Genomic DNA, 25,515 nt, shown 5'->3' on the forward strand with positions numbered 1-25,515 from the left:
CTATTTATATAGGTGAGACAAAAAATTTTTGTACAAGACATAATCAACATATAGGGGATGCTTACTTCTTACAAGGAAAATTTAATCAATGTATGGTCATTTACAATGCCTCACAGTTTACAGAATCTCATGTAAAAGATTTAGAGTTTATGCTTATCAATCATATGTTTGCTGAGAAAGATATAACAAAATTTCATTTTCTTAATCGCAATAACGGTCAGGTTCAGCCAGTATACAATGGACAAAGTGAAATGGAGCAGGTTGTCTTTGTAAAGCTTTGGGAGGAAGAATTGTTAGATAAAAAGTTAGTAGTTACACAAGAACTGTCAAAGATTCGAAATGAAATTTTATTCAAGTATTCACCTTTTAAGCAATTAAGCGAGCAGCAAGCTGAATATGAAAAGGAAATTGTAGAAAATATACATAATAAACATATGGTAATCGGTGGAGCGGGTACAGGTAAGTCTATTTTATTAATGTCTACAATGTACAAGTTGATTAATGAAAATCCAGATTTCAAGATTGGTATTGTAACAACAGGGAATTTAACTGATAAATTTAATCGAGTGTTAAAGCAATTGAACTTAGCTGGGAAGTTGAAATTTGAAAGAGCAGGTCAGTTAATTAGTAGAGCAAAGAAAGAGAAAATTAAATTTGATATAGTTTTAGTAGATGAATCACATCGCTTGCAACGCTATTATCCTAAAGGGCATCCAGAATCTAAAAGACATTTTAATAAAGAAGAGCCTCAAATTAATGAATTGCATATGTTAGAAGAAGTATCAAAAGGTATTGTATTATTTTATGATGCATTCCAATCTATACGTCCACAGGATATTACACGTAGTGACTTTAATCATCAGACGACTAAATATAAAAAGCATAGCTTAAAGCAGCAATTTCGAATTAAAAGTAATATCATTAACAACGAAGAATTTGATGGAGAAAGTTTTGTAAAAGGCATTCAGTATGCTTTAAATATTTCAGATGATCGTAATTTTGATCCTGCTATTTTTAAATATAAAAATAAAGATTCGTATTTCCAAATTGTAGATTCCATTAGTGAATTATTCTGTTTTACTAGAGATATGGAAATGATTGATGCTAATACTACAAATCGTGTCATTGCTGGTTATACGAAGGAATGGAAGTCAAATCCGAAGTCTAAAGATAATAAGGGGAAGGAAAAATCGCGGTTGCCATATGACTGGGAAGATGACTGCAATAAATGGCGTTGGAATAGTCAGCATGAAAAGTGGGTTGAATTAGAAAGTTCTAAAACAGAAATCGGCTCTATTCATGCGGTTCAAGGCGCTGACATTGATTATGTTGGTGTAATTATCGGAAATGATATCGAAGTAAACGATCAAGGGAATCTTGTCGGTGTAAAAGAAAACTATAAAGATACTGGAGGAACACCTTTATTAAAAGAGTTTAATGAAGAAGAGTTTACAGCGTACATATTAAATATATATTATATTTTACTGACTAGAGGTATTGAAGGATGTAAAGTATATTTTGAAAATCCGAATGTAAGGGAATATTTTAAAAAGAAAATTTCTGAAGGCGTACCTACTTCTAGGGATTTTTCTGTTGTATAAATATGAATGAAACAATTAAAATAACTTTTTTGGAGTGATGGCTGAAAAAATTGAATTTAAATTCTATTGGGTGGATAAAAATATCTAGATTTAATAATGTGCATACCTCAAATAGTGACACTGTAGGTAATATGATTGAAAGATTACTTAAAGATTTTCCGATATGTAATTATAGAATTAGTATTAGTCCTTTATTTATAGGTGAGATATAAATACTATATGTGACATTTCGGATTGATAAATTAATGAAATAAGGTGTATATATGGATGAAATTAAAGAACTAACAGATAAAGTGATTCAGTTTAGGGACGATCGTAATTGGCAGCAATTCCACAATCCAAAAGATCTGGCATTATCTCTTTCCCTTGAAGCAAGTGAGTTACTTGAAAATTTTCAATGGCAAAGTAGCAATGAAGCGGTAACCCAAAAGCGTGAAGATATGAAAGAAGAACTTGCGGATGTATTAATGTATGCATTGCTATTTGCGCATGAGATAGGAGTTGATATTAAACAGGCGATTGAAGAGAAAATTCAGAAGAATAATGAAAAATATCCTGTAGAGAAAGCATATGGGGTGAGTAAGAAGTATACGGAGCTATAGGTGATAGTTTTTAGTAATGAGGTTATTTTAAAAGGCAGTAAGTAAAGAGTGAACTGCATCTTTAATTGATGGTTTGTGTCTAACAATTGGGGTGCAGTTCAAACTAGTTAAACTGCTTTTCCATTATAATAGAAGAAAAACCAAACGGAGGAAACCCCCATGCCAACCTACAACAAACTAATCCGAAACAAAATCCCACAAATAATAAAAGCCAACGGAAAAACACCCACAACAAGAATCCTAAACGAAGACGAATACATAAAAGAAATCTGCAAAAAAACAGAAGAAGAACTAACCGAATACTTAGAGGCCGACACAAAGGAACACAAACTCGAAGAACTATCCGACCTACTAGAACTAATAAACGCCCTAGCCGAATACGAAGGCACAACACTAGAAGAAATCAACAACATCCGTAAAAAGAAAGAAGAAGAACGAGGTGGCTTCTCAGATCGAGTCTTCCTAATCGAAGTAACCGATAACTAGCCCCTTCCATACCCCTTCCAAGCCCCTACCAAGTAATAAATCACTAAGAAAAAACAAAACAAAACAAAAACAACAACAAACACCGTAGTAGTAGTCAAAAAAAAAATTTGAAATAACACGCCAAAAACCCGGACCTCCTTCCTATATATAGTACATAGAGGGAATTTTCATTTTTGAATGGAGACGGGAGGAACTTTGATGGCGGTGTATCGTAATGTGCAGGTGAATTTTTGGCAGGATGATTTTGTTTTGGATTTGACGCCGGAGGAGCGGTATTTTTATGTTTATTTGTTAACTTGTTCGAAGACGACGCAGTGCGGGATTTTTCCGTTTCCAAAGCGGTTAGCTGAGATGGAGACTGGTTATAACAGGGAGACTGTTGATAAGTTGGTGCAGCGCTTCATCGATTATGGAAAGATTCTTTATGATGCGGATACGAGGGAGTTATTCGTTTTGAATTGGCTTCGTTATAATCCTGTGACGAATACGAATGTGGAGAAGTGTGTGCTTCGTGAGCTTAAGGGTGTGAAGAATAAGGAGTTTGTACATATGTTTCTTCAGAAGTGCGTAGAGGAGGAACTGAATGTTCCAATGCTTTTAGCTCATTTTGGTATGCCGAGTGATTTGGCTATGGATGATGTTAATCCGGTTTGTGAAGAGGCGGAAGAAGAGGTTATAGAGGAAGAGACGGGAAGTCGCGTGTTTTCTTTTTATGAGCAACATTTTGGTAGTTTGTCTCCGTTTGCGGTAGAGGAACTGAGTGCGTGGATGGTTGATTTGTCAGAGGAGCTTGTGCTGAAGGCTCTTCAAATTGCGTTTGAGAATAATAAGCGAACGGTTGCTTATGTGAAGGGGATTTTGAGGGGGTGGCACGGGAAAGGATTTACGAAAGTGTCTGAGGTTGAGGCGGATACGGCTCAGTTTAGGAAGAAGGAGTCGTCTGTTAGTACTGGGGAGACGGAGGAGTTTTTGACGAGGTGCGAGGAGTGGGAGAAGAATGCGCTGTCAGAGGAAGAGTTGCAGCGCTTTTTAGCGGAACGCGGGTGGCGTCCATGAGTATTCAAAATGTGGAGGCGGAAAAGACGGTGTTAGGTTCTCTATTAATTGATGGGGAGCTTATTAAGGAGTGCCGTTTGACGGAGCATTATTTTTCTATGCCGGTGCATAAGTCTATATTTCGGTTAATGCGAAAAATTGAAGATGAAGGGCAACCAATTGATCTTGTGACGCTCGTTTCTCGGATGAATCCTAATTTTTTGGAGAATATCGGGGGAATGGAGTATTTTATAGCATTAATAGAGGGTGTGCCTACGACTAGTAACTTTTCTTATTATGAGGGGCTTGTTCGAGGTGCGTGGAAAATGTATCAGGCCGGTGTTCTCGGGCACAAGATGGGAGAGCGTCTTATTGCGGAGAAGGACGAGAAAATTATTGGTGAGACGATTACGGAACTTTGTGAGTTAGAGGAAAAGGACTGTGTATGTGAGTTTGATTTGAAGGATGCGTTAGTTGGTTTGTATGAGGAGCTTCATCAAGATACGAAAGAGAATACTGGTATTGAGACTGGTTATATATCGTTAAATAAGATGACGTGCGGATTGCAGGAAGGGGATTTTGTCGTTCTTGGAGCGCGTCCTTCTATGGGGAAGACGGCGTTTGCGTTAAATATCGCGCTGCATGCGGCGAAGTCTGGAGCGGCGGTTGGGTTGTTTTCATTAGAGATGGGTAGTAAGCAACTGTTAAAAAGGCTGGCGTCTTGCGCGGGCGAAGTGTCAGGAGGTAGGCTGAAAAATCCGAAGCATCGTTTTACGATAGAAGACTGGGAAAAGGTGAGTAAGGCGTTTGCGGAGATTGGTGAGTTGCCACTTGAGATTTATGATAAAGCAGGTGTTACAATGCAAGATATTTGGATGCAGACTCGTAAGTTAAAGAGGAAGCACGGTGATAAAAAGCTGTTAGTTATTGTAGATTATTTACAGCTTATTACGGGCGATCCGAAGCATAAGGGCAATCGATTTCAAGAGATTAGTGAAATTTCACGTAAGCTTAAGTTATTAGCGCGTGATTTAAATGTTTGTATAGTAGCATTGTCGCAATTGTCTCGTTCCGTAGAGTCACGTCAAGATAAGCGACCACTTTTATCTGATTTAAGAGAGACAGGACAAATTGAGCAAGATGCGGATGTCATTATGCTTATGTATCGAGAGGATTATTACGATAAGGAAACGGTGCAGAAAGAGATGACGGAGATCCATGTGGCGAAGCATCGGAATGGGCCTGTGGGTAGTTTTAAGCTGAGATTTTTGAAGGAGTTTGGGCGGTTTGAGGAAGGGAAATAGTTAAAAGACTGGAGTATCACTTTGCAAATAAAATAAAGCATAAGTGTTCCATTTCATTAACTTATGCTTTATTCTTTGATTCTTTGAATATGTTTCTTATTTTTCCATAAAGAAGGATTTTCTCTCTGTAGTAATCCATTGCTCCAAATCATCTTGGCTACGTTGTACAAGTCGATTCACTAAAACATCATGCCATACGTAATCCTCTAATAGGTATATATGAACGGGGTCATCTGTATAAAAAGCAATATTACGCTCTTCAAGTGATGGTCCATAAATCATCTCTTTAGAATCTATCGATAAAATAAACCAATGTTCTGTAGACAAGGTTTCTGTATAAGGTGTTATGCGATGGGCTTCTAGATTTTTAATGGGATTTTTCACATGCAGGGTAATGCCTTGTACTGTAACTTTATCAGCTACCTGAGATAGATCCTCTTTTAACGCTTCATACATCTCATCCCACATTGAAATGACAATACGTTGTTCTGCTTTTTTTATTAATGCCTGACAATAGCTAATGATTGTTTTATTGTCTTTTAAAGTAATCACTCGATTATCCGTTTTTTCCTCGGAAGTTTCTAGTTTTTTTAATGAATCACTGATTACTTCATAAGTAGACTGCCATTCTGATTGAGCCTTCTGTAAAAAGACTTCAACCGGTAGAGGTGAATAGCGAGTGGTGTCATTTATTTCTTCCTTCATGACAATTCCTTTTTCTACAAGGTTACCCAAAATCTCATAAATTCGCGCTCTTGGGATACCCGAATCCTTACTCACTTGGTAGGCTGTGACAGGCCCCTGTTTAACAAGAGATACATAAGATTTAGCTTCATATTCATTAAAACCAATTTTTTTAAGCTGTTGCACTATGTAGTCCACTTTTTTCGTCCTCCGATGTTTGCTTTTATATTTCAACGTTACAATAACTGTTTACATTTAGCAAATTATTAGTTACTATTCGAATAGTGACTAAAGGGGAGGTTAATAGTATGGATTTTTATTTAGACCCATCAGTATTAATTATTTTGATTGCTTTTGGATTTTTAGCTGCATTTATTGATTCAGTTGTAGGTGGTGGAGGACTCATTGCCTTACCCGCTTTATTATTTACAGGACTGAATCCAGCGAGTGCAGTAGCTACGAATAAACTAGCGTCGACAATGGGGTGTGCAACTAGTAATATTGTGTTTTATCGTTCTGGTAATCTTGATTTGAAATCGGCTTTTAAATTATTTCCACTCACTTTCATAGGTTCCATAATAGGGGCATGGACTGTTCATTTAATGAACCCAGAAGTACTGAAGCCATTGATGCTGATCATGCTTGGTGCGGTTGCTATTTATACGATATTCAAAAAGGATTGGGGTAGTATTTCTACTCATAAGAAATTGTCTGGTCGACACGTCATTATCTTTACTTTTTTTGTTTTTGCTATTGGTTTTTATGATGGATTTCTAGGTCCTGGCACAGGTTCGTTTTTAATGTTTTCTCTTTTATTTATTGGGTATGATTTTTTAAAAGCAGCAGGTAATGCGAAGTTTCTTAATTTAGGAAGTAATGTTGGTGCATTGTTGATATTTATGTATGTAGGGCAAGTAAACTATGTGTATGGTTTTATAATGGGGATTGCTCAAATTGCTGGAGGGATTGTTGGCTCCAAATTTGCTATAAAAAAAGGAAGCGGGTATGTTCGTGCTCTTTTCATTACAGTAACTTGTTTATTGTTAGCGAAAAATCTGTATGACTATATTCAGTAAGTAATTTTGAACATCTTCACTTCAAAGAACGTAGAAAAGGTCAAATATGAAGGCTACATAAAATATAAGAAGATACTAGGGGCAAATTTCTTTTAACATTTTTTAGATGCTACCTTATTCGAAGATAGCATCTAAAAAAGTCTCATTTAAAAGAAAATCTAAGTGAAGAGAATGATATAAACTCATATTTTTCTGGGGTATGTTTATTGATCATAGTGAAATGTTTACTCTATATTCTTCTTATAATTAACCCGCAACAACCCCTTAAAATCTATCTCAGCAATCAACACACTCAATAATATAAGCGTCGCCCCTAAATACCCTTTTCCTGTGAGCGTTTCACCTGTGAAAACAAAGGCAAACCCTGCCGAAAAGACAGGTTCTAGTGAAAAGATAAGTCCCGTATGTGTGGGCGTAGTGTATTGCTGGGCGATAACTTGCACGATGAAAGCGACTGCGGTACAAAATATGCTTAAGGCTAATATGATTAGCCATGAGTTGATCGTGCTAGGCAGTTTTGGGGTTTCCATCACTAATGAAAAAATAAGACTAAATAGGCCGACGAAACCGAGTTGTATGACCCCGAGCGCAATCGAGTTCACATGTTTTGTTACGTTTCCAGTAATGATGACGTGAATGGCATAAAATAAGGCAGACAGTATGCAAAATATATCGCCGTTACCGATCTTGAATTCGTTAGTTAATGTTAATAAGCCGATTCCTATTATCGTTAAAATGATTCCTAATATAACTTTCTTTTCAGGAATGTGTTTTAAAAATATAGCTGATAATATTGGAATGAAAATGACTGTGAGACATAGTAAGAAACCAGCATTAGAAACACTCGTATACTTTGTACCGAAAGTCGCGAAAATATAGACGATAAATAAAACGGAAGCTAGTATAAAAGCGTATTTTACAGTTTTAAAATCGACTTTGAATAAATGTTTGTAAAATATTAAACCTGATAAAAGAAAGGCAATAATAAATCGTAATGCGATTAAATTGTATTCTTCTATGCCATCAAGTCCAAGCTTTGTAAGTAGGATGGATGCACCCCAAAAAAATGTAACTAGTAGTAGCATTAAATCAGCTTTTAATTGAATTTTCATTTCTATTCCCTCGTTATGTATAATTTATGATTCCATACCCCTATCCCCATTGTTTATTTTAATATTAATTCTGAATATTTGGAACGAAAATTTATCGACGCTTTTTTCTCGATTCAATTATTGAAAGTTCGGATTTGAAGAAGATTGGTGTGTGAGTTTCGAAAGTGAATAGAAATAATGAAAAAGAACCCAATTTCTCTATTTGATATGGAGAAGTTGGGTTTTTTCGTTTTGGAATAATTATGAGAAATTTTTTAGATATTTCTCATATATTCATCATGTTTCTTTCATGCTCTTCTCACGTCCAAGTTTTACACTCATATGTATCAAAGGTAAAGGGAGGTAATACATTTTTTACTTATTTCAAAACGAAGGATAGATGGTGGTGAACAGATGAAAAAGAATAAGTGTAAAAAATTGCGTTGGTTAAAATGGGTTTTGATCCTTCCGTTACTTCTGGGATTACTATTGTTTGGATTACATAGTATGAAGTTTGAAAGGTGGGATCATGAGAAGCATAAGCAAGCGGCATATACTGTTTCTCACGATAAAGAAAGGGAAGCTTTCGTTACACAAAAAGAAAAGTTTAATAACTTTGAGCGAAAGCAGCATCATGAAAAACACCATGAAAAAGAGTTTGAAGGTTTATTCTTTATACCATTCCTGTTAGCATTTGGATTTGTTCTTTTCGGCTGGTTTATGCTTCGTAAGTCTGAAGGGAATACGGTTAAAAAATGGACAGGCATATTGCTCCTAGTTATTGGTTTATTACCAGTCCTTCCGATGCTTGCATTTGTTGCAACGATTGTTTGGGCATATAAAAAATTAAAAGAGAAAAGAATGGCAACTGATATAGATGTATACAGCGATTTTCAAGTACAAAAACAAGTAGATATTTTAGATCAATGGGAACGCAATATTCGTAAGGAGGAGAAGTAATAATGGGTATTTTAAAACGTATTAAAAAGATTGTAGTAGCGGATGTGCATCAAACGTTAGATAAGATAGAAAATCCGGTTAGCATGTTGAAGCAATATCTTCGCGAGACAGAACAGCAAATTGCGAAGGCTGAAAAAGCACTTTCTCACCAATATTATTTAGAAAAAAAATATGAAGCATTAATTTCAGAAACGGATACTCTTATTGCGAAGAGAACTCGCCAAGCTGAGCTTGCAGTATCACGCGAAGAAGATCAAATGGCGCAGTTAGCCTTGCAAGAAAAGATTGTAAATGAGAAAAAAGCGGAACTATATCGCCAGCAGTACGAAATAACAAAAGAGCAAACAGCGACGCTTTATGAACAAATTGACAAATTGCAAAAGAAATATGGAGAGTTGCAATATAAAGAACTAGTTCTTGTTTCGCGATTAAATGCGGCGCAAGCGATAAAAGAAAGCAACAGAGCAATTGATTCGTTCCATACAGAAAGTACAGCGAAAGGCTTCGCGCGCATTGAATCGTATGTGCAAAAGCTAGAAGCAGAAACGGCTGCTAGTAACTATTTTTATAATTTAAAGTCTCCTAATCAGCAAGAAGTGTTAGATCAAAATTTGCAAGAAGAAGTACAGCGGGAGTTAGAGAAGTTAAAAGAGAATAAATAGTATGCAAAAAGCCCATTTTCATATGGGCTTTTTTCTATGTAAAATTTCATTTGTTTTGTTTACATAATATCTTTACAATCGTTTGGTAAAATATATTTAACTGCATATTGTGAGGGTGGGTGGTTATCCCTTCTTTCTATTTGGAAGGAAAGGAGGTGATAATATGGAGTTTTTGTTTGATCTTGTAAAAGAGTTTGTGAAAGCGACTGTACGTGAAGTTTCAGCGTATTTTTTGCGGAAGCAACTTCTGGATAAGGACAACAAAAAACCCACTCCGCGCCGTAGGAAGCAAAAGGGTGGGTTTCGTAAAAAGAAATAACTTATAATAACTACCACCCTATACGGTAGCAGTTAGGGAAGAGATGTTAGCGCATCTCTTCTTTTTATTATATGCCATTTTATTCGATGTCACACTTATATAGTATTCTACGGAAAATATATCATATTCCTATTTTGTGGTCAATTTGATTACATGATCTAAAAGTTGTAATACTATTCCTTTTCAAACTGAAAAATATCCCGATTAATGAGTTGATGGAAGTGCCTATCCATTTCTGCCGCAGAAACTGTTCTTCCGTTTTGGAACCACCACGCACTTAATGATGTGATTACCCCTGAATAAAATTCAATGATTAAATCATTTGGCATCGTATGATTTTTGCACAGCTGATTTAACGCTTCCGTTTCTTGTTTTCTCGTTTCGTGACTTAAATAATGTATACGGCTAATAAATTGCTCATCAGACATTTGCGCCTCTAATATTTTACCGATTTCTTCATGGTGAAGAAATTGTTCCATCACTTGAAATGGTTTACTTAATCGATCTAAAAGCGGTATTTCAGTAATCATCTCGCCATATCGTTTAAATCCAAATGCTAATAAAGCATCTTTATCTTCAAAATGCTTGTAAAATGTTGTTCGGTGTACCATCGCGCGATCGCATATTTGGTTAATCGTGATGGAACTATATTTTTGTTTTGATTGCGTCATTAATTCAAATAAGGAATCCCAAAGTAATTTATGTGTACGTCTAATACGTAAATCAAGCTGTTTTTCATTATCGTTCATCTACAATTCTCCTTTTTTGTAGATTAAATATACAATGGCTTTAAATTGATTCTCCCTTTTTAATCTATATATGTATATTATATTACATGTGTTCCGGTGTATTTAAAGATTTTTAAGTAAAAAACAGGAGGAGAATCAATACATGAATATAACAACTAAGAGCCCTGCAAGTGGCAAAGTTGATACTTCTAATATGAAACATACCCCCATTTTAATTGCATTACTTTTAGGTGCAATGGTTGCATTATTAAATGAAACGTTACTTGGTAATGCGTTAACGGTATTAATGAAAGAATTTGACGTAACAGCTTCAACTATTCAATGGCTTTCTACAGCTTACATGTTAGTAGTGGGTGTGCTGGTACCGATTACAGCGTTACTTCAGCAATGGCTCACAACGAGACAAATGTTTTTGATCGCTATGGTAACGTTTTTAGTCGGTACATTAATTGCGGGATTTGCACCGACATTTTCCGTTTTATTAGTCGGCCGTATCGTCCAAGCAGTAGCGACGGGGTTAATTTCACCGTTATTAATGAATACGATTTTAATTATTTGCCCACCTGAAAAGCGCGGTGCCACGATGGGATTAATCGCACTTGTGATGATGTCAGCTCCAGCAATTGGTCCTACATTATCTGGAGTAATTGTTGATTCATTAAATTGGCGCTGGTTATTCTACATTGTTATTCCTATCGTGATCATTTCAATTGTAATTGGAATGAAGTACATCCAAAATGTTACAGAGTTAACAAGGCCAAAAGTAGATTATCCATCTATTCTTTTATCGACATTAGGATTTGGCGGGCTTGTGTATAGCTTTAGTGCATCGGGTGATGTAGGATGGTCTGATGCGAAAGTGTATGGCACTTTAATTGTTGGGCTTATATCATTATGTATTTTTGTCGTTCGACAATTAAAAATTGAGAATCCAATTTTAGAATTACGTGCATTTAAAGTTCCGATGTTTACAATATCAGTTGGATTAATCGTCATTGTTATGATGTCGTTATTTTCAACGATGACTTTATTACCGATGTTCCTGCAAACAGTTTTACTCGTTACAGCATTTAAATCAGGACTAATAATGCTTCCGGGAAGTATTATTAGCGCCATAATGGGACCAATCGCAGGTAAACTATTTGATAAATTTAGTCCGAAAGTTGTTATCGTTCCCGGCATTGTGTTAGTAGGGATTGCAATGTTCTTATTTAAAGGCATTACTCCTGACACATCAATGGTACAAATTATTGTCATGCATAGCGTATTAATGGTCGGACTCATGTTCGTAATGACAGCACAAACATATGGATTAAATCAATTAACACCAGATTTATATCCGCACGGAACAGCACTGTTTAATACGTTACAGCAAGTAGCTGGCGCAATTGGTACGGCTATCTTTATTTCGAAAATGTCGTCAGGAACAACTAAGTATATGGAAAACTCAGCAAATCCAATGGACCCAGTAGAGAAGTTAAATGGTTTAACCTCTGGATTCCAAGGTGCATTTACACTAGGGTTAATCTTTATCGTTATTGCTTTTATCGTATCGTTGTTCTTAAAGGAAGAGAAAGAGGGAGTAAAGGCAGCGAGGGTTTTACAGAACGAGAATTAAGGTTTATATAAAAAAGACATCTTTATGATTAAAGATGTCTTCTTACATTTCTTTCGTAATATCATACTGCAGCAATTGCTTTTGATCGTAAAACTTCTCGAAAATAATGCCCATTACGTAGAAGAACAATAGTCCGAAGCAAATGTGAATGAGCGTGAAGGTAGCGCCAAATGAAGAAAATTCATAGACCATAATCGGTAATTTCGCAGTTGTCCAAACACCTAAGAAAAATACGATGTACCTAATGCTGGCGCCTTTTTTTAATAGTAGTGCTGCAATCGGAAAGGCAACATAGAGGGGACCAGCTGCAATACCGCCTAATAATAGAGAGAATAAGATTCCATATATGCCGGACTTTTCTCCCATGTATTTCATTAGCGTTTCTTTCTTCACCCACTGATCAAGTAACCCTACAAATATTAGGACAGGGGGGAGTAGAAACAACATATCTAAAATGCTATTCCCCGTTAATTGTAATGCGCTCCATCCTAAAGATTGGTTTATAAAAGTTAGTATGATAAGTCCAATCAGCAAAATGAAAAAGAAGCGATATCTTTTTAGTTCCTTCATACCATCACCACCCAAATGATATATGAGAATAGGAGTGACATGAGTAATGCAGATGCATTACGAGCGTAAGCAAAGCTTCGTCCGAATATCTTTTGTTCCATCGGCAAGGTTGTAATTCCTACTGACATGAGTGTAGACATGAGTGCCGCAACTTGAGGTAGGCCTGCGCCATGTTGGACTAACGTATTACCAAGTGGGAACACGACAAAGCTTGGAATGAGTGCCACAGATCCGAGTATTGCTGAATAAATAATACCTAAAAATCCGGACTGTTCTCCAATGATAGAAGAGATGAAGGATGGCGTTAAGATAGAAAGTGATAGTCCGACGAAAAGCATAATGGAGAGCATGGCAGGGAGAAGATTTTGAAATATTTTCCATGATTTTAATAGGGCAGCTTTCGTTTTAGTCCGATCCTTCATAAAAGAAATCCCCGTAAGAACAATGGCCAAAGTGTAAAGGATAGCGCCATTAATCATGATAAGATTCCTTTAAGTCTTTATATTTGTCTAAGAAAAATGATAAGTTTTTTATTTTTTCCTCAATATCCATTTGAAAATCTGCTAATTGTTCTTTTCCGGCTGTAGTAATTTTGTACATCTTTCTCGGCTTATCTGGAACTGATGTACTTACATAAGATTCAATAGCACCTTCGTTTTCTAATTTCTTCAGCGTACGGTAAAGGATGGCACTATCGATTGGATTGACCGGAAGTTCTTCTTCACATTTCTGAAGTAGTTGCCCGCCATAGTTATCACCTTCTGCTAAAAATAACAAAAGAAATGCACCTGTATGTCTTCCTGTATGTTTCATGAATATACCTCCTAGAGTGAATTGGAATATATACTGTTAATGACAGTATACTGTTGTTAACAGTATATGGTGCATGAAGTGCTATGTCAATTTTAAAATGTACAATTCAAATGTTACTGAGGGGAAATGGTGATCCCTGTTCTAATCTTGTTAAATAACAAAATAAAAGCCTACTGTTTTCTTGTGACAGTGGCTTTCATAGTTGGCAAACCACTATATTGCGCTTTAATAATATTTTTGGAATTTAGGAAAAAAACAACGCTTCTCGCAACACAAACTTTGGGACCATCCATGCAGTATGTACCAGCAGCAGTATGCTTGTTAAATGCAAAATAATTGTAAACCATAAAGTAAGAATATAGAGTCTTTTCTACTACAATGGATAAAACTATATTATCCATTTAACTTAAAGGAAGGCGAGATGAGTTTATGAAGAAAACAGTTTGGTTATTATGTTTTTGTTTTTTTATTGCCTGTTTGACTTTTAAAAGTCCTGTAACTTACGCTAAAGAAGGACAGGAGTTTACATTTATCGTAGATCAACCAGCACTTTTGCATTTTTTAAAAGTAACTTCACAAGAATATACGAATGCTATGAAAAAAGGGGTAACTTTAGCCACGTTTGCATCTAGAAGAGGAATAAGTGAATCGAAATTAATTCATTATTTCGCAATTCAACAACAAAAACAAATGGATTTGGCATTAAAAAAGGGGCAAATTGATCAGGAAATGTACGAAAGCTTACTAATTGATATGAATCACGGGATTTCTAAAGCTATAAACCATAACCCTCAGGCCTTTAAATAAAATATATTTCGGGTATTAAGTGGGTATAATTTATGTCAACACATCATCAGAAACTATAGAACAACATTCAAACTACTAAAAAGATGTGTCTCTGTATTGTTAAATCCCTTCAAATCTCTTCAGATTTGAAGGGGCTTTTAGTTCATGTTCTATTACTATACAGACTCCAATGAACAATAGAAAAGCTGTTTTTTCTAGCCTTTTTAAAAGATTTTAATTTAATTTTTTAATATTTAGTGCTGCGCCACTTTCAACTAGATTACAAAGAGCTAGAGAACGTCCAAAAAGACTTGTATTTCTTAATGAAAAAGTTGAGTTAGCCGGTACTCTTAAAATAGCTGTTCCTGAAAATTGGTCACATGATTCTCCGGTATTAGTTATTGTACCAAAAGATGTTTGGAAATTAGGAACTGGCACTCCGTTCAGGATAGCAGTTACTTGTTGTTCTGAACCTGTGCTTGTTATATTAGCGGTTGTAATTACATAGTTAATTTCATAATCTCCAGCTACTGGAATGGATATCGTAGTAGGAAGAAGTAGAACAATTCCTCCTGCGCTAGCTACACTTTGATTGTTAAATGGAATGTTCTCTCCATTAGGTACCGTAACAAATGTATTTTGCCAGAAGTTACGATAAGCTGGTGAAAAAGCTAGAGTCGGGGGAACAGCAGGTGGAAGAGCAGGCAAAATCCCATGACAGCAGCATCCCTTCGATTTTGAAAAATATGAGTTCAAAATGATTCACCCCCTTTTTGAAAATTAATATAATTATTTATATTCAAATCAATTCACTTAGCTTGTATACTTGTCCATGCTTGTCTAATAAAAATTAACGCATTATCCGAAAGAAGTCGCCTTCCTCAAATGTGTGAAGGACGATAATCCAACGGTAGGTGGGAGATGAACAAAACCCCCACTGATTAAAGTTTCACTTTATGTATAATAGAAATAGAAAAAAGTTCTTTTGATTAATAGGGTAAAGCTTTTCGTAAAGATATAGTTTTTTTGAATGTTATAAGGCCCTTCATACAGGCTAAATACATATATTGGATTAGTACACAGAGTGCCCGTCTTCGTGTACTTTTTTATTGTGAATAAGGAGAATGTGTTCCTGGAGCATCTAAAGAGAATGGCTATATTCGTATTTTGACCAGTTATCGTGTGAAAACGACCGATTATCGAAAATCCATTTACAGTAACTTAAATAGCTTTTATATTTAGAGCGAGCGAAAGGGAAGTGGTGAAGTGAAGTTTGAAGTGTCGATTGACCCATCTTATAAAGAACCGAAAATTATCATTCTTACAGATAAAATGACAGATGAGATATCTGATATTATGAAACGGCTGTCAGAGGTTTTGTAGTTAACATCCCTCACTTATCAATAGTCAAAAATGAATAGAATTCTCGTTTTGGGGTTGATCTAAAACCTTAGCTTGATGGGCATGTGGCGGTCCCACATATGTTAGCCCTATATTGAGAAATAAAAAAAAGACACTCTCAAGAGTGCCTCTTATTAGCAGCCGATTCCGCCGCCCCAACAGCTAGCTCCAACGATGATTAATAAGATAAAGAGCACAACAAGTAAGGCGAATCCACCGCCAAAACCACAGCCTCCACCACAACTACCACCATAGCCCATATTAACTCCTCCTTCCATAAAGTCCATATATTAATGGATTTATTTCACTTTATGTTTTTACGGATAAACTTGAGCAGGTCCTTTTGAAAAAATAAAAGCACTCGGTATTTTAAGGGAGTTGACGAACTTATTTTTGTCACGAGTATTACGCTTATTACATATGGTATTTTATTCTGTGTATTGGGGGAAAGGAGATCGTTATGGCTAATTCTGAGATGATATTACGTTTACTTACGGATTTAAAGATTGAACAGCAAGCATTAAGAGAGCAGTTGGAGAAAATGCAAACAGCTTTGAGTATTCTTGAAGAAAAACCAACTATTCCTGAAGAGAAACCAGTTGTTACAAAGCAACGCGGACATTCTGGGTTTCCAACATCTTTTCGTGATTGGAGAGCATCTTCTCAAAAGAATTAAGGAATCTTGTTATAGTGAGTTATACAAAATCATAAATGAAAAAGTACAGTCTACTGTAGTTAATACAGAGGCTGTACTTTTTGTTATGTTAGTATAAGTTGTGATAGGCGGTTTGTATTTTCTTTGACTATTCCACCTTTAACTCGATCCCTTTATCCAACATATCTCCATTAATTTTCAAAGTTAATCCTTGCGTCTTTTTCGGTACATCGAATACAATGTTCCCTTCCAAATTTTCACTAGGATTAAGAACACCAAATTTAAATGTAGCGGTATTTGCAGCTTTAAGTACTAATTGAAATTCATTAGAAATGTGATATTCTCTTCCGGTACCGTCAATTAATTTAAAGTTGTTGCTATTTAGTGTAATGGGTTCCTCGTGACCATTATGTACTCTGACGTCTAATACTTTAAATACACCTTGTGCTTTAACTTCTCCATTACCTATAACATCTAATGAATCGACAGAGCCTATTGATATGTATACACCAGAAGAATCTTCATGGGTGGGAAGCCCTTTTTGAGGATCCTTGTTGCTAAGTTCATCATTTTTTGTTTCTTTAGAAGTCTCCTGTTCGTTTTTCGTGTTACTGCTAGATGTATCATGTGAACTGCAAGCTGATAATCCAAACAAGAATGTGCTACATAATAATGTTGTTAATAACTTTTTGTTCATATTGTGTTCCTCCAAAATAGAAGTACTTTTATGGGTGCCATAATGATTTGATAAATCTATATTTTTCTTTATATGTATTAAATGGTGCACCTTATTATATTGGTTTTGGAATTAAAAGGAAACTTGATGTAAATAAAAAAGACACTGTGAAGTGTCTTTTTTATTTAAGTTATGCGCATTACTTAATAAGACGTTAGTTACTCATCCTGAACATGAGTAACTATGTAGGGTGATTTAATTATAACATTTTAACCAGTAATGGGTCTATATGGAATTTGTGAAATGGTTAATATTTAGTTATTGGAATTTAACATGTGATGTAGTATTGTTGTCTGTCTAAAGGAATTGTAAATGATAAGGATAATGAAGGAACAGGCTCATTAAAAAAATCGAAGAAGAATAGTTTCAATTGGTATAAAGAAGTAGTTGAAAAGAATGGTGAGAGCCTGAAATATTAAGTATAAAAAGAAGATATCAATTAAGATGTCCTTTTTTGTACAATTGTAAGTCAAGGAGGGAGACAGATTTCCCTTTACACGAACATAAAGGTATAATATAGTTTAGTTAAGTTAACTAAACTATATAGTGGAACGAAATAGCAGCATGATCGGAGGAAAGATGCTATGACTAGATCGTATAAAGAAGTAATTAATGAAATGAATCGAGCCTACAATGACTTCTACATTTTACTATTTCAGGAGTTAAAGGATGAGTTCGGTCTTACAGGGCAGCAAGAGAGCATGTTATTTTATATCAATTTAAATGAAAATACGACAGCGAATCACATTGCGAGTACTTTTAATATATCGAAAAGTGCGGTTAGCCAAGTTTTATCTAAATTGGAAAAACAGAAGATGATTTCGAAACAAGTAAACCCTAATAATAAACGGGAGTATTTCCTTACACTTGGTCCAAATGGTAGTAAGTATATAGAGCGGTTGTCTGAGTTAGATGATGTATTAATTGAGAAATACTTTTCTAAAATCGATATAAATGCTTTAGAGCAAATGACTGATACATTAACGAAAATAAATAAAGTTATATTAGAAGAAAAACAGAAGGACATTGATCCGAATGAGTAAGAAAGTCTATATGAAACAGCTAGTTGAAAGGAGGAAAAGCGTGTTATGAGTTACATACCAAATATGATTACGATAGCAAATTTTGTATGTGGGCTTTTGGCTATTTACGCTATTCTCGTTCACGATATGTATTTGGGAGCAGTTTTTATTATTACAGGTATGTTATTTGATTTTTTTGATGGCATGGTCGCTCGGAAACTTGATGCTGTTTCGGAAATTGGCGGAGAATTAGATTCATTTGCAGATTTAGTTACTTTCGGTGTCGCACCGTCTATTCTTGCATATAGTGTCGCTTTAAAAGATTTACAGTTTATCGGGATGATATGTGCGCTTGCTTACAGTGTTTGCGGAATGCTTCGACTTGCGAGATTTAACACGCAGCAAAGCAAACTTCCGACGTTTATTGGAATGCCTATTCCATTCGCGGCAATGTGTCTCCTTATTATATGCTTTTTGAATAATCCAGTTTCCGTGGCGTTTGGCACATGCGTACTCGCTTATTTAATGGTGAGTAAAATTAAATTTCCTCATTTTAAAAAAGATATATCCGAAAAATTGGAGTCTGAAAGATGGAATTAGTACAGCAGGTTATAACAGATTATGGTTACCTCGCTATTTTTTTGATGCTTCTTCTTGGAATTGTAGGATTACCAATCCCTGATGAAGTCATAATGACAGTAGTAGGTTACTTTACGAATATTAATGTTTTAAATTATGAGCTTGCCATTTTAGTCAGTTTTGTAGGAGCGTTGTTGGGTATGGTGATCAGTTATATGATCGGCAAAAAGGCAGGGCGTCCTTTCATTGATAAGTATGGAAAATGGGTTGGTTTGAAGGAAAAGAGAATGAGCAAAGTTGCAAAATGGATGGAGAAATATGGACCCTATTCTCTTGTTTTGGGTTATTTCATTCCAGGCGTTAGACATATAACATGTTACCTTTCGGGGGTTAGCAAAATGAATTTGAAAACTTATATTTTGTTCGCTGCTATCGGTGCATTTTTATGGTGTTTCACTTTTATTACTATCGGCAGAGGTATAGGAATTATCCATGAATAAGAAGGTGTTGAATGATCGAAAAGATTCTAACTGGAAAAGTTAACTTTAAAATGATTCAAGACCGTTTTGACAATGGTTTGCGATTAACGCATTCTAGGGAACACGTTATCAAAAGTGAAAAATTGTACGTCTAGACACCATTTAACTGATTACCTGTACGTTGGGATAAAGTGTTATTTTGTACAGAAAATCCGTGTTATTGAATAGATATATAAAATGAAAATCCGACTTTTATATGGAAGAGAGCATATGGCGTTGGATAGTAGCAGACGTAATTGATGATACGTAAATACAATGAGAAAGATAAAGGAGTGCGGCATGATTCGTATGGCACTAAGATCATTTAACATACAAATGTATTGCTTGCTAGGTGTGATGTTGTTGGGATGGTTTATGACACCTTTCCCATTCCATTTTGTAGGGATAAGCATTGGCCTTTTGGTGAGTATGTACTGCGTCTGGATTTTAGGAAGGCGTATTGAAAAGTTAGGAAATAGCATTGTAAAAAAAGAAAAAGCACCGATGCTTGGAATGATGAATCGATTTGCAGCCGCGATACTCGGTGCGATTATTATGTATGAAATTGAACACCATGATTTCATGTGGACATTTGCTGCTGGAATTATGGGTGGGTATTTCTTGATTATTATTAATTTAGGATATTACAGCATGAGAGATGCGAAGAAATAAAGTGCTGTGTAAATAACTAATTTGGATGACTTGAATGTATAAACCTAAAAACTTTCCTTTATGGAGAGCTTTTTTATTACAAAGAAAAGACACTCATATAAGAGTGTCTTTTCCAATAGTTTTTTAGCAGAAGCAAGAAGCTCCAACAATGATCAATAAAATAAACAATACAACTAATAAAGCAAAGCCGCCGCCACAACTACTACAACTACCACCAAATCCCATAATAGCTCCTCCTTTAATAAGAGGGGAAAACAAGGGTACACTCATGTATTTTAACGGATTCAAATTACTTTATGTTTTTTACGCAATAATTGAGCAGGTCCTTTTGAAAATAAAGAAAAGACACCCTAAGGTGCCTTTCTCTGACTTGAACCATCTTAATTTTAATAATATTGGACTCCCGTCCGAATATTATTTTACCATGTTAAGTTGTTTTTGGAAATATGCCATATCGATAATTACAATCATACCATTAATAAGAACCCCATAAATGATAAACCATTCCACTAACAAAAAACACTAATCCTAAAAACAAAACAATTAAAGCAAGTACTCCATTTTGATTATGTTCCATAAAACTAGCTCCTTTTAGATTTATTTTTATCCCGCTATTTGTGGGCAGTAAAACTCCCACCTCAAAATTCAGGTGGAGCAAAGAAGTTAGGTGGGAGATAAACGGCCCGTAAACGCCCGATTGGTGAAGGCTAATAATCAGTGGGGGGATGAACAAAACCCCCACTGATTAAAGTTTCACTTTATATACAAAAAAGCCTTTAGTCGTAATTATGGCTAAAGGCTTTGAGCATTATACTTTTCACATTATAAAATCTTATGAGAAGAATTTATAATATTTTTTTTATCAAATGGGGAACTGAAAATGTACTAGCTTGATAATGAAGCCTGGCTATTAGAATTGAAAAATTTTAGTTTTATTATAATTAATAGGAATGAAAGTAGTGTGAATATAAATCCGCTCCAAATAAGCTGGTGAATACCTAGGTTTGAAATAAACCAGCCTCCAATAGTTGTTCCTAGAGTAATTCCGAGATTTGAGAACGAAACGAATAGACTATTACCAAATTCAGGTGCTTCTTTTGCTTCGCTTATTAACCATGTTTGGCCAACAATTAATCCACCAGCATGTACGATTCCCCAAATGAATACGATAAAAATCATTGGAACAAGGTAGGCACCTAAATAATAAACTAATATGTAAACAATAGAATATAGAATAGGGAATGATATTACGGTATTTATTATGCTTTTTTGCAGGAGACCACCAAATAAATGATTACCTAAAATCATAACTATACCAAATATGAATAGCATGATACTGATGAGAGATCCATTCATGGAAGTTACTTTTGCAAGGTACTCGGCGAAGTAGCTGTATACGGAAAACATGGCTGCAAAAAGGAATGTGACGGTTAAAATATTTAACCATAATCCAGGTTTGCCAAGTATACGAATTTGTTTGCCGAAAGACATTTTTTCTTTAACAGGCATAGAAGGAAGTAGGATTAGTATTCCAATGAATGCAAGTGTGTTAACGAACGCTCCGAATAAGAAAGCAACTTCGAGTGAAAATTGGTCTGCAAGGTAAGAGGTTAGTGGTACACCTAAAGCAAAGCCAACAGTAATTCCCATAAAAACTTTTGTAACTGCTTGACCGCTCTTTTCTGGAGGGACAAGTTTAGCAGCTGTTACAAGAGCGATTGAAAAGAAGAGTGGATGAAGTGCTGCCGGTAAAATACGAAAAATAAGCATGATTTCAAATTGTGTTGTATAAGCGTAGATTATATTTGAAATAACAAATGTAAAAATTGCTGTTAATAAAATTATTTTGCGATTAATACTAGAGACGAGCAGAATTAAAAACGGACCAGAAATAGCAACAACTAGTGCAAATATACTCACTAAAAATCCAGCTTGTGTAGTTGAAATTCCGAATTTTTGAGTGATTTGTGGTAATACGCCGACAATACCCATCTCGGTAGTAATAATTCCGAACACACCTATTGCGAGTGTCAGAATAAGTAAAGGATTTACTTTTTTCATTTATAAAACTCTCCATTCATATCAGTATTTTGAAAGTTAATTCATTAACAAAGAAGCATTATTACAAGCATGATTGGATGCCAATATTATCAGGACTATGTAATTCGAAATACAATAACAGATATCTAAATAACTAGATATGATATATAAAAAAATTTTCTCCTTTCCATGTTTCTTGCTTTTATAGGTAGTGCAACTTTATAAAAAAGTAATTGGATACCTGTAAAAAAGCAGAATGTGTGAAAGCTAATAATCAATTGATTATTAGCTTTCATTTTATAATTCGTTTTGGACGTATTCAGAAAACTCTCGTATTGTTTTTTCATTTCGGCGATAGTATGTCCATTTTCCAATTCGGTCAGATTCTAGTAAGCCTGCTTTTTTCATAGTTAATAAATAACTAGAAATAACCGATTGAGCTAAGCCAGTTTTAAGCTGGATATCTCCTACACATACTCCAACTTGAAAGTTAAGGCCTTGTTCTAGATAAGGCTTTTCATCGAAATGGTTTTCTGGATTTTTCAACCATGATAAAATTTGACATCTTGTTTCATTTGACAATGCTTTATAAATTAATAAAGGTTCCATAAGGATATTATATCTACTTTTATAGATTTGTAAATAGGTTTTGGTGATTTTAAGGGAAGAAGGTATATGTGATCCCCTTGAATAGGAATAAGGTGCTCTTGATCTGTACCCTTTGTAAAGGACATTCCAAAAAAGTTAGGCAACCTCAAGAAGATGATTTCTGTATGCCAACAGGAGTCATCTTCTTTAAATTCCATTGATAGCAAGAATGATTATAGTACGTCATATATGGGGTGGCGTCACATTGCTATCAAGTTAAGAAATACATTCTTCCTCAAAATGAAAAAAATGAACTAAATTCCTACGGACAACTATGAAAGGATGAAATTTCCGTTTTGGGGATACTTCAAAATCTTAGGCTGATGGGTATGGGGTAGAGTCACATCGCTATCAAGCTAAGCTTATGCAAAGTTAATTTTAGGCGAGATTGTTTCTTTTTTCTAAAGGGCAAGTGTAGGTAATTTAAAAATTTGCATACGAAATAAACCCTAATGGGTTTCACTTTTTTGAATTAAGCGGCTTGATTATCAGACATGGTACAATTGTAAACGACACCTAATATATCAAAGACCGTTTTTTTCTCATATCGATGAGATTTCCGCCCGTTTTGCTGTAGGAGATTGAACAGGCGAAGTAACACCTTTGATAGCTCTTGGGTGTCTTTTTGAATAGTTTGGAATAGAAGAAGAAAATAGTCTTTAATCATATATATTGCTTTATACTCACTAAGCTCTCGTTTTTTCTTCATGAGGAGCAATTGGCGCATTTGAAACATGATAGAAGAACAGAGTAGAATGGCAATCAATTGACCATATAAATGGCACTCCAATCGTTCTGGTTTTATCTTTTTACAATGATGGATTTGAAAGAATGACTTCCACGTTTTAAATAAAATTTCGATTTGCCAACGCAAAGAATACCAGTCATGTACCTGTCCCATCGGGAAGTTGAAAGGCAGTTGAATCTAGGATACGAATACGCTTGAAAATAGAAGCGTATGGAGAAGTGAGCATCTTAGTTGAAGATAACTTTTGATTGAGAAGTTCGGCTAACACTTGTTGTAGAAATTGCACGGCTGTGGCATTAAATCGTTGATTCAGTCCTTCAGGACTGATGAGCACTTCTGTTGATGCTTCTAAACAGCTACATAAATGAGTTAAAGAGGTTTTAGCGACATTTTGACTGATCCATACACATAAAGCGACTAAATCTTTTGCTTGGTACTTACTGGTTCTTTGTACAAAACCAACATTTCTAGCAAGATCTCGTAAGAAATTTGGAGATAAAAAGTTTTGAATCTCTTGAGCAAATAGTTGTAATTCATCCGATACAGAAATAGACATACAAAAAACGCCATCCTTTCCTATGATTCTACAGAAAGGATAACGCCTTTTTTGCTTTAGAGGTAGTGCAAAAACTTAGCTTTATAGCGATGGAACAGAATCCCTATAAAGATTTTTAATGTAATAAAATACGTTTATGTTACTATTGGATATTTCATCTCCTATTCCTTTGCTAAATGCCATTTAATGATATGTCCAGCGTGTGTAAGACCTCCTCCAAACCCATAGAGTAAGAGAGTGTCCCCTTTTTTCACCTTTCCTTCATTCATACCTATGTCTAATGCTAATGGAATGGAGACAGAAGAAGTATTTCCCATGTATGTTACACTTGTTAACGTTTTATCCAGTGGGAAACCTGATTTTTCACATATAGATTCAATCATTCGTAAATTAGCACTATGTGGAACAAACCAGTTCACCTCTTCCAGTTGTAACTCTGCTTGACATAACAATTCTTTAATACCAATTGGTAGTGTCCGTGCTGCCCACTTATATACTTCTCTTCCATTTTGAACTATCTTCCCATGTGTTCTTAAAGGATTTCCAAACATGGTAGTAGATAAATTTTTACGATATACATGCATGCCTCCTTCCCCATTTGTCCCAATATGGGTAGCTATAAAGCTAGACTCTTCTTCATCTTTCTCTACTAAAACAGCTGCGGCTCCATCTCCAAATAAGATACATGTAGTTCGATCTGTATAGTCTGTAATCTTAGATAAGGTTTCTGTCGTTACAATTAAAATCTTGCGATGAAGGCCAGATGTAATTAAACCATTCGCCAGATGTAATCCATATGTAAAACCAGCACAAGTCGCATTGAAATCAACAGCACCTGTATGTTGAATATTAAAATACTCTTGTATTTGGCAGGCTACACTTGGAAAAGTGTAGTCAGGCGTAGTTGTTGAAACGAGAATACAATCCACGTCGACAAGACTTTTATGATAACGTTCCACTAAGTTTTCAATAGCTTTAAAAGCTAATGTAGAGGCATATTCGTTATCACCAGTAATTCTTCTTTCCTTCATCCCAGTTCTTTGTACAATCCATGCATCATTTGTATCTACTAATTTTTCTAAATCATCATTGGTCAGCTTTTTTTCAGGTACATAGGTACCAATAGCTGTAATTCTTGCTTTTGATTGCATACATTTATCCCCCTTTACTATTTTCATGCTTAGTTATATAATCAAATAATAGTACTAGGTACTAATTGTTGTCAATATTCGAACATTTTATTTCTGGAAATTAAACTAACTAAAATATCTAGCTATGGTATAAAGGAGAGACATTCATGTTCAATATTCAACAAATTGAAGAAATTATTCCCCATCGTTATCCCCTTTTATTAATTGATCGGATCATTGAAGTAGAAGAAGGAAAGCGTGCAGTTTAGATCCAAAATGTTGTAACTAATGAAGGATTTTTTACCAGTCATTTTTTCTGACTATTCAGTCATAACCAGCGTCCTTATTGTAGATGCCCTTTTAACATGAATAAATAAGTAGAAGTTTATTGAAAAATTTTCTGGAGAAGAACAATGCTAAAACCCTGTATTGATGTAGAAAAAAAGAAATTCAG

29 protein-coding genes and 3 pseudogenes are annotated in these 25,515 nt (G+C 35.2%); 18 read left to right on the plus strand and 14 right to left on the minus strand.

Going from position 1 to position 25,515, the window contains the following annotated elements; translation table 11 throughout:
- The 5 genes from AB3X48_RS04865 to dnaB all read left to right on the plus strand — a co-directional run.
- The coding region (locus AB3X48_RS04865; protein ID WP_367958938.1) for a DNA/RNA helicase domain-containing protein at positions 1–1,601 on the plus strand (1,601 nt) is incomplete at its 5' end.
- Between the two features lie 263 nt (positions 1,602–1,864).
- Positions 1,865–2,203 carry a nucleotide pyrophosphohydrolase gene (locus AB3X48_RS04870; RefSeq protein WP_199710385.1) on the plus strand — a complete coding sequence of 113 codons (339 nt, stop codon included), beginning with the start codon at positions 1,865–1,867 and terminating at the stop codon, positions 2,201–2,203.
- Positions 2,204–2,362: 159 nt separating this feature from the next.
- Positions 2,363–2,689: a nucleoside triphosphate pyrophosphohydrolase gene (locus AB3X48_RS04875; protein ID WP_199710384.1), complete on the plus strand. Its 327-nt coding sequence runs from the start codon at positions 2,363–2,365 to the stop codon at positions 2,687–2,689.
- 198 nt (positions 2,690–2,887) lie between these two features.
- Complete coding sequence (locus AB3X48_RS04880) at positions 2,888–3,745, plus strand: DnaD domain-containing protein (RefSeq protein WP_199715379.1); 858 nt, start codon at positions 2,888–2,890, stop codon at positions 3,743–3,745.
- Positions 3,742–5,028 (plus strand): replicative DNA helicase, encoded by a 1,287-nt coding sequence (gene dnaB / locus AB3X48_RS04885; RefSeq protein ID WP_199715377.1) that lies wholly within the window; start codon positions 3,742–3,744, stop codon positions 5,026–5,028. The genes AB3X48_RS04880 and dnaB overlap by 4 nt, the downstream gene beginning before the upstream one ends.
- 96 nt (positions 5,029–5,124) lie before the next feature.
- Here the strand turns inward: dnaB and AB3X48_RS04890 are convergent, their stop codons facing one another.
- On the minus strand, positions 5,125–5,910 hold the full coding sequence (locus tag AB3X48_RS04890; RefSeq protein WP_199715375.1) for a TrmB family transcriptional regulator: 786 nt from the start codon (positions 5,908–5,910) through the stop codon (positions 5,125–5,127).
- A 110-nt stretch (positions 5,911–6,020) separates the two neighbouring features.
- Between AB3X48_RS04890 and AB3X48_RS04895 the strand changes: the two genes are divergently transcribed.
- Positions 6,021–6,788 (plus strand): TSUP family transporter, encoded by a 768-nt coding sequence (locus AB3X48_RS04895; protein WP_199715373.1) that lies wholly within the window; start codon positions 6,021–6,023, stop codon positions 6,786–6,788.
- A gap of 224 nt (positions 6,789–7,012) precedes the next feature.
- On the opposite strand, the gene AB3X48_RS04900 is transcribed toward AB3X48_RS04895, so the two are convergent.
- The gene (locus tag AB3X48_RS04900) at positions 7,013–7,900 is read right to left on the minus strand and encodes a DMT family transporter (RefSeq protein WP_199715371.1); all 888 of its coding nucleotides are present in this window, start codon (positions 7,898–7,900) and stop codon (positions 7,013–7,015) included.
- 393 nt (positions 7,901–8,293) lie between these two features.
- On the opposite strand from AB3X48_RS04900, the gene AB3X48_RS04905 reads away from it, so the two are divergent.
- The 3 genes from AB3X48_RS04905 (at position 8,294) to AB3X48_RS04915 (ending at position 9,820) form a co-directional block, all read left to right on the plus strand.
- Positions 8,294–8,839, plus strand: a complete 546-nt coding sequence (locus tag AB3X48_RS04905) for a hypothetical protein (protein ID WP_016103904.1) — start codon at positions 8,294–8,296, stop codon at positions 8,837–8,839.
- Between the two features lie 2 nt (positions 8,840–8,841).
- The gene (locus AB3X48_RS04910; protein ID WP_199715369.1) at positions 8,842–9,501 is read left to right on the plus strand and encodes a PspA/IM30 family protein; all 660 of its coding nucleotides are present in this window, start codon (positions 8,842–8,844) and stop codon (positions 9,499–9,501) included.
- A gap of 163 nt (positions 9,502–9,664) precedes the next feature.
- Complete coding sequence (locus AB3X48_RS04915; RefSeq protein WP_016128825.1) at positions 9,665–9,820, plus strand: hypothetical protein; 156 nt, start codon at positions 9,665–9,667, stop codon at positions 9,818–9,820.
- Positions 9,821–9,993: 173 nt separating this feature from the next.
- Here the strand turns inward: AB3X48_RS04915 and AB3X48_RS04920 are convergent, their stop codons facing one another.
- Positions 9,994–10,569: a TetR/AcrR family transcriptional regulator gene (locus AB3X48_RS04920; RefSeq protein WP_199715367.1), complete on the minus strand. Its 576-nt coding sequence runs from the start codon at positions 10,567–10,569 to the stop codon at positions 9,994–9,996.
- 142 nt (positions 10,570–10,711) lie between these two features.
- On the opposite strand from AB3X48_RS04920, the gene AB3X48_RS04925 reads away from it, so the two are divergent.
- The gene (locus AB3X48_RS04925) at positions 10,712–12,187 is read left to right on the plus strand and encodes an MDR family MFS transporter (protein ID WP_256416205.1); all 1,476 of its coding nucleotides are present in this window, start codon (positions 10,712–10,714) and stop codon (positions 12,185–12,187) included.
- A 42-nt stretch (positions 12,188–12,229) separates the two neighbouring features.
- Here AB3X48_RS04925 and AB3X48_RS04930 read toward each other — a convergent pair whose 3' ends face one another.
- From AB3X48_RS04930 to AB3X48_RS04940, 3 genes are read right to left on the minus strand one after another with little or no spacing between them, the layout of a single operon-like run.
- Entirely contained in the window at positions 12,230–12,757 is a 528-nt protein-coding gene (locus AB3X48_RS04930) for a permease (protein ID WP_256416204.1), read from the minus strand.
- On the minus strand, positions 12,754–13,236 hold the full coding sequence (locus tag AB3X48_RS04935; RefSeq protein ID WP_016103909.1) for a hypothetical protein: 483 nt from the start codon (positions 13,234–13,236) through the stop codon (positions 12,754–12,756). The genes AB3X48_RS04930 and AB3X48_RS04935 overlap by 4 nt, the downstream gene beginning before the upstream one ends.
- The gene (locus AB3X48_RS04940; protein WP_016103910.1) at positions 13,229–13,570 is read right to left on the minus strand and encodes a PadR family transcriptional regulator; all 342 of its coding nucleotides are present in this window, start codon (positions 13,568–13,570) and stop codon (positions 13,229–13,231) included. The genes AB3X48_RS04935 and AB3X48_RS04940 overlap by 8 nt, the downstream gene beginning before the upstream one ends.
- Positions 13,571–13,999: 429 nt before the next feature.
- On the opposite strand from AB3X48_RS04940, the gene AB3X48_RS04945 reads away from it, so the two are divergent.
- Positions 14,000–14,377 carry a hypothetical protein gene (locus AB3X48_RS04945; RefSeq protein ID WP_016103911.1) on the plus strand — a complete coding sequence of 126 codons (378 nt, stop codon included), beginning with the start codon at positions 14,000–14,002 and terminating at the stop codon, positions 14,375–14,377.
- 213 nt (positions 14,378–14,590) lie between these two features.
- Here the strand turns inward: AB3X48_RS04945 and AB3X48_RS04950 are convergent, their stop codons facing one another.
- Positions 14,591–15,112, minus strand: coding sequence for a BclA C-terminal domain-containing protein (locus AB3X48_RS04950; protein ID WP_016103912.1), 522 nt, complete (start codon positions 15,110–15,112; stop codon positions 14,591–14,593).
- A 779-nt stretch (positions 15,113–15,891) separates the two neighbouring features.
- Positions 15,892–16,017, minus strand: a complete 126-nt coding sequence (locus AB3X48_RS04955; protein ID WP_000540378.1) for a YjcZ family sporulation protein — start codon at positions 16,015–16,017, stop codon at positions 15,892–15,894.
- 200 nt (positions 16,018–16,217) lie between these two features.
- Between AB3X48_RS04955 and AB3X48_RS04960 the strand changes: the two genes are divergently transcribed.
- Complete coding sequence (locus tag AB3X48_RS04960) at positions 16,218–16,433, plus strand: hypothetical protein (protein ID WP_016103914.1); 216 nt, start codon at positions 16,218–16,220, stop codon at positions 16,431–16,433.
- 127 nt (positions 16,434–16,560) lie between these two features.
- Here AB3X48_RS04960 and AB3X48_RS04965 read toward each other — a convergent pair whose 3' ends face one another.
- Positions 16,561–17,109, minus strand: a complete 549-nt coding sequence (locus AB3X48_RS04965) for a DUF4352 domain-containing protein (protein ID WP_016103915.1) — start codon at positions 17,107–17,109, stop codon at positions 16,561–16,563.
- 353 nt (positions 17,110–17,462) lie between these two features.
- Here AB3X48_RS04965 and AB3X48_RS22050 point away from each other — a divergent pair.
- The 5 genes and pseudogenes from AB3X48_RS22050 to AB3X48_RS04985 form a co-directional block, all read left to right on the plus strand.
- Positions 17,463–17,567, plus strand: a pseudogene (locus AB3X48_RS22050) (hypothetical protein); the annotation flags it as partial.
- A 165-nt stretch (positions 17,568–17,732) separates the two neighbouring features.
- The gene (locus tag AB3X48_RS04970; RefSeq protein ID WP_256416203.1) at positions 17,733–18,191 is read left to right on the plus strand and encodes a MarR family winged helix-turn-helix transcriptional regulator; all 459 of its coding nucleotides are present in this window, start codon (positions 17,733–17,735) and stop codon (positions 18,189–18,191) included.
- 45 nt (positions 18,192–18,236) lie between these two features.
- Complete coding sequence (gene pssA, locus AB3X48_RS04975; RefSeq protein ID WP_088098752.1) at positions 18,237–18,770, plus strand: CDP-diacylglycerol--serine O-phosphatidyltransferase; 534 nt, start codon at positions 18,237–18,239, stop codon at positions 18,768–18,770.
- Positions 18,761–19,249 carry a DedA family protein gene (locus AB3X48_RS04980; RefSeq protein ID WP_070139653.1) on the plus strand — a complete coding sequence of 163 codons (489 nt, stop codon included), beginning with the start codon at positions 18,761–18,763 and terminating at the stop codon, positions 19,247–19,249. The genes pssA and AB3X48_RS04980 overlap by 10 nt, the downstream gene beginning before the upstream one ends.
- A 318-nt stretch (positions 19,250–19,567) precedes the next feature.
- Positions 19,568–19,939: an ATP synthase subunit I gene (locus tag AB3X48_RS04985; RefSeq protein WP_199715363.1), complete on the plus strand. Its 372-nt coding sequence runs from the start codon at positions 19,568–19,570 to the stop codon at positions 19,937–19,939.
- 123 nt (positions 19,940–20,062) lie between these two features.
- On the opposite strand, the gene AB3X48_RS04990 is transcribed toward AB3X48_RS04985, so the two are convergent.
- From AB3X48_RS04990 to AB3X48_RS05015, 5 genes and pseudogenes are all read right to left on the minus strand, one after another.
- Positions 20,063–20,164, minus strand: coding sequence for a YjcZ family sporulation protein (locus tag AB3X48_RS04990; protein ID WP_000505688.1), 102 nt, complete (start codon positions 20,162–20,164; stop codon positions 20,063–20,065).
- Positions 20,165–20,824: 660 nt separating this feature from the next.
- Positions 20,825–22,000: an MFS transporter gene (locus AB3X48_RS04995; protein ID WP_088098754.1), complete on the minus strand. Its 1,176-nt coding sequence runs from the start codon at positions 21,998–22,000 to the stop codon at positions 20,825–20,827.
- A gap of 276 nt (positions 22,001–22,276) precedes the next feature.
- Complete coding sequence (locus AB3X48_RS05000; RefSeq protein ID WP_002159054.1) at positions 22,277–22,588, minus strand: ArsR/SmtB family transcription factor; 312 nt, start codon at positions 22,586–22,588, stop codon at positions 22,277–22,279.
- 511 nt (positions 22,589–23,099) lie between these two features.
- Positions 23,100–23,931: pseudogene (locus tag AB3X48_RS05010) on the minus strand (transposase).
- A gap of 161 nt (positions 23,932–24,092) precedes the next feature.
- A complete protein-coding gene (locus AB3X48_RS05015) occupies positions 24,093–25,082 on the minus strand; it encodes a ketoacyl-ACP synthase III (RefSeq protein WP_070144492.1) in 990 nt (329 codons plus the stop codon).
- A gap of 146 nt (positions 25,083–25,228) precedes the next feature.
- Between AB3X48_RS05015 and AB3X48_RS05020 the strand changes: the two are divergent.
- Positions 25,229–25,421: pseudogene (locus AB3X48_RS05020) on the plus strand (hotdog family protein); the annotation flags it as partial.
- Positions 25,422–25,515 lie beyond the last annotated feature (94 nt).

Source organism: Bacillus sp. S4 (genome assembly GCF_040838205.1).
In the GTDB taxonomy this organism is placed as follows: domain Bacteria; phylum Bacillota; class Bacilli; order Bacillales; family Bacillaceae_G; genus Bacillus_A; species Bacillus_A cereus_U.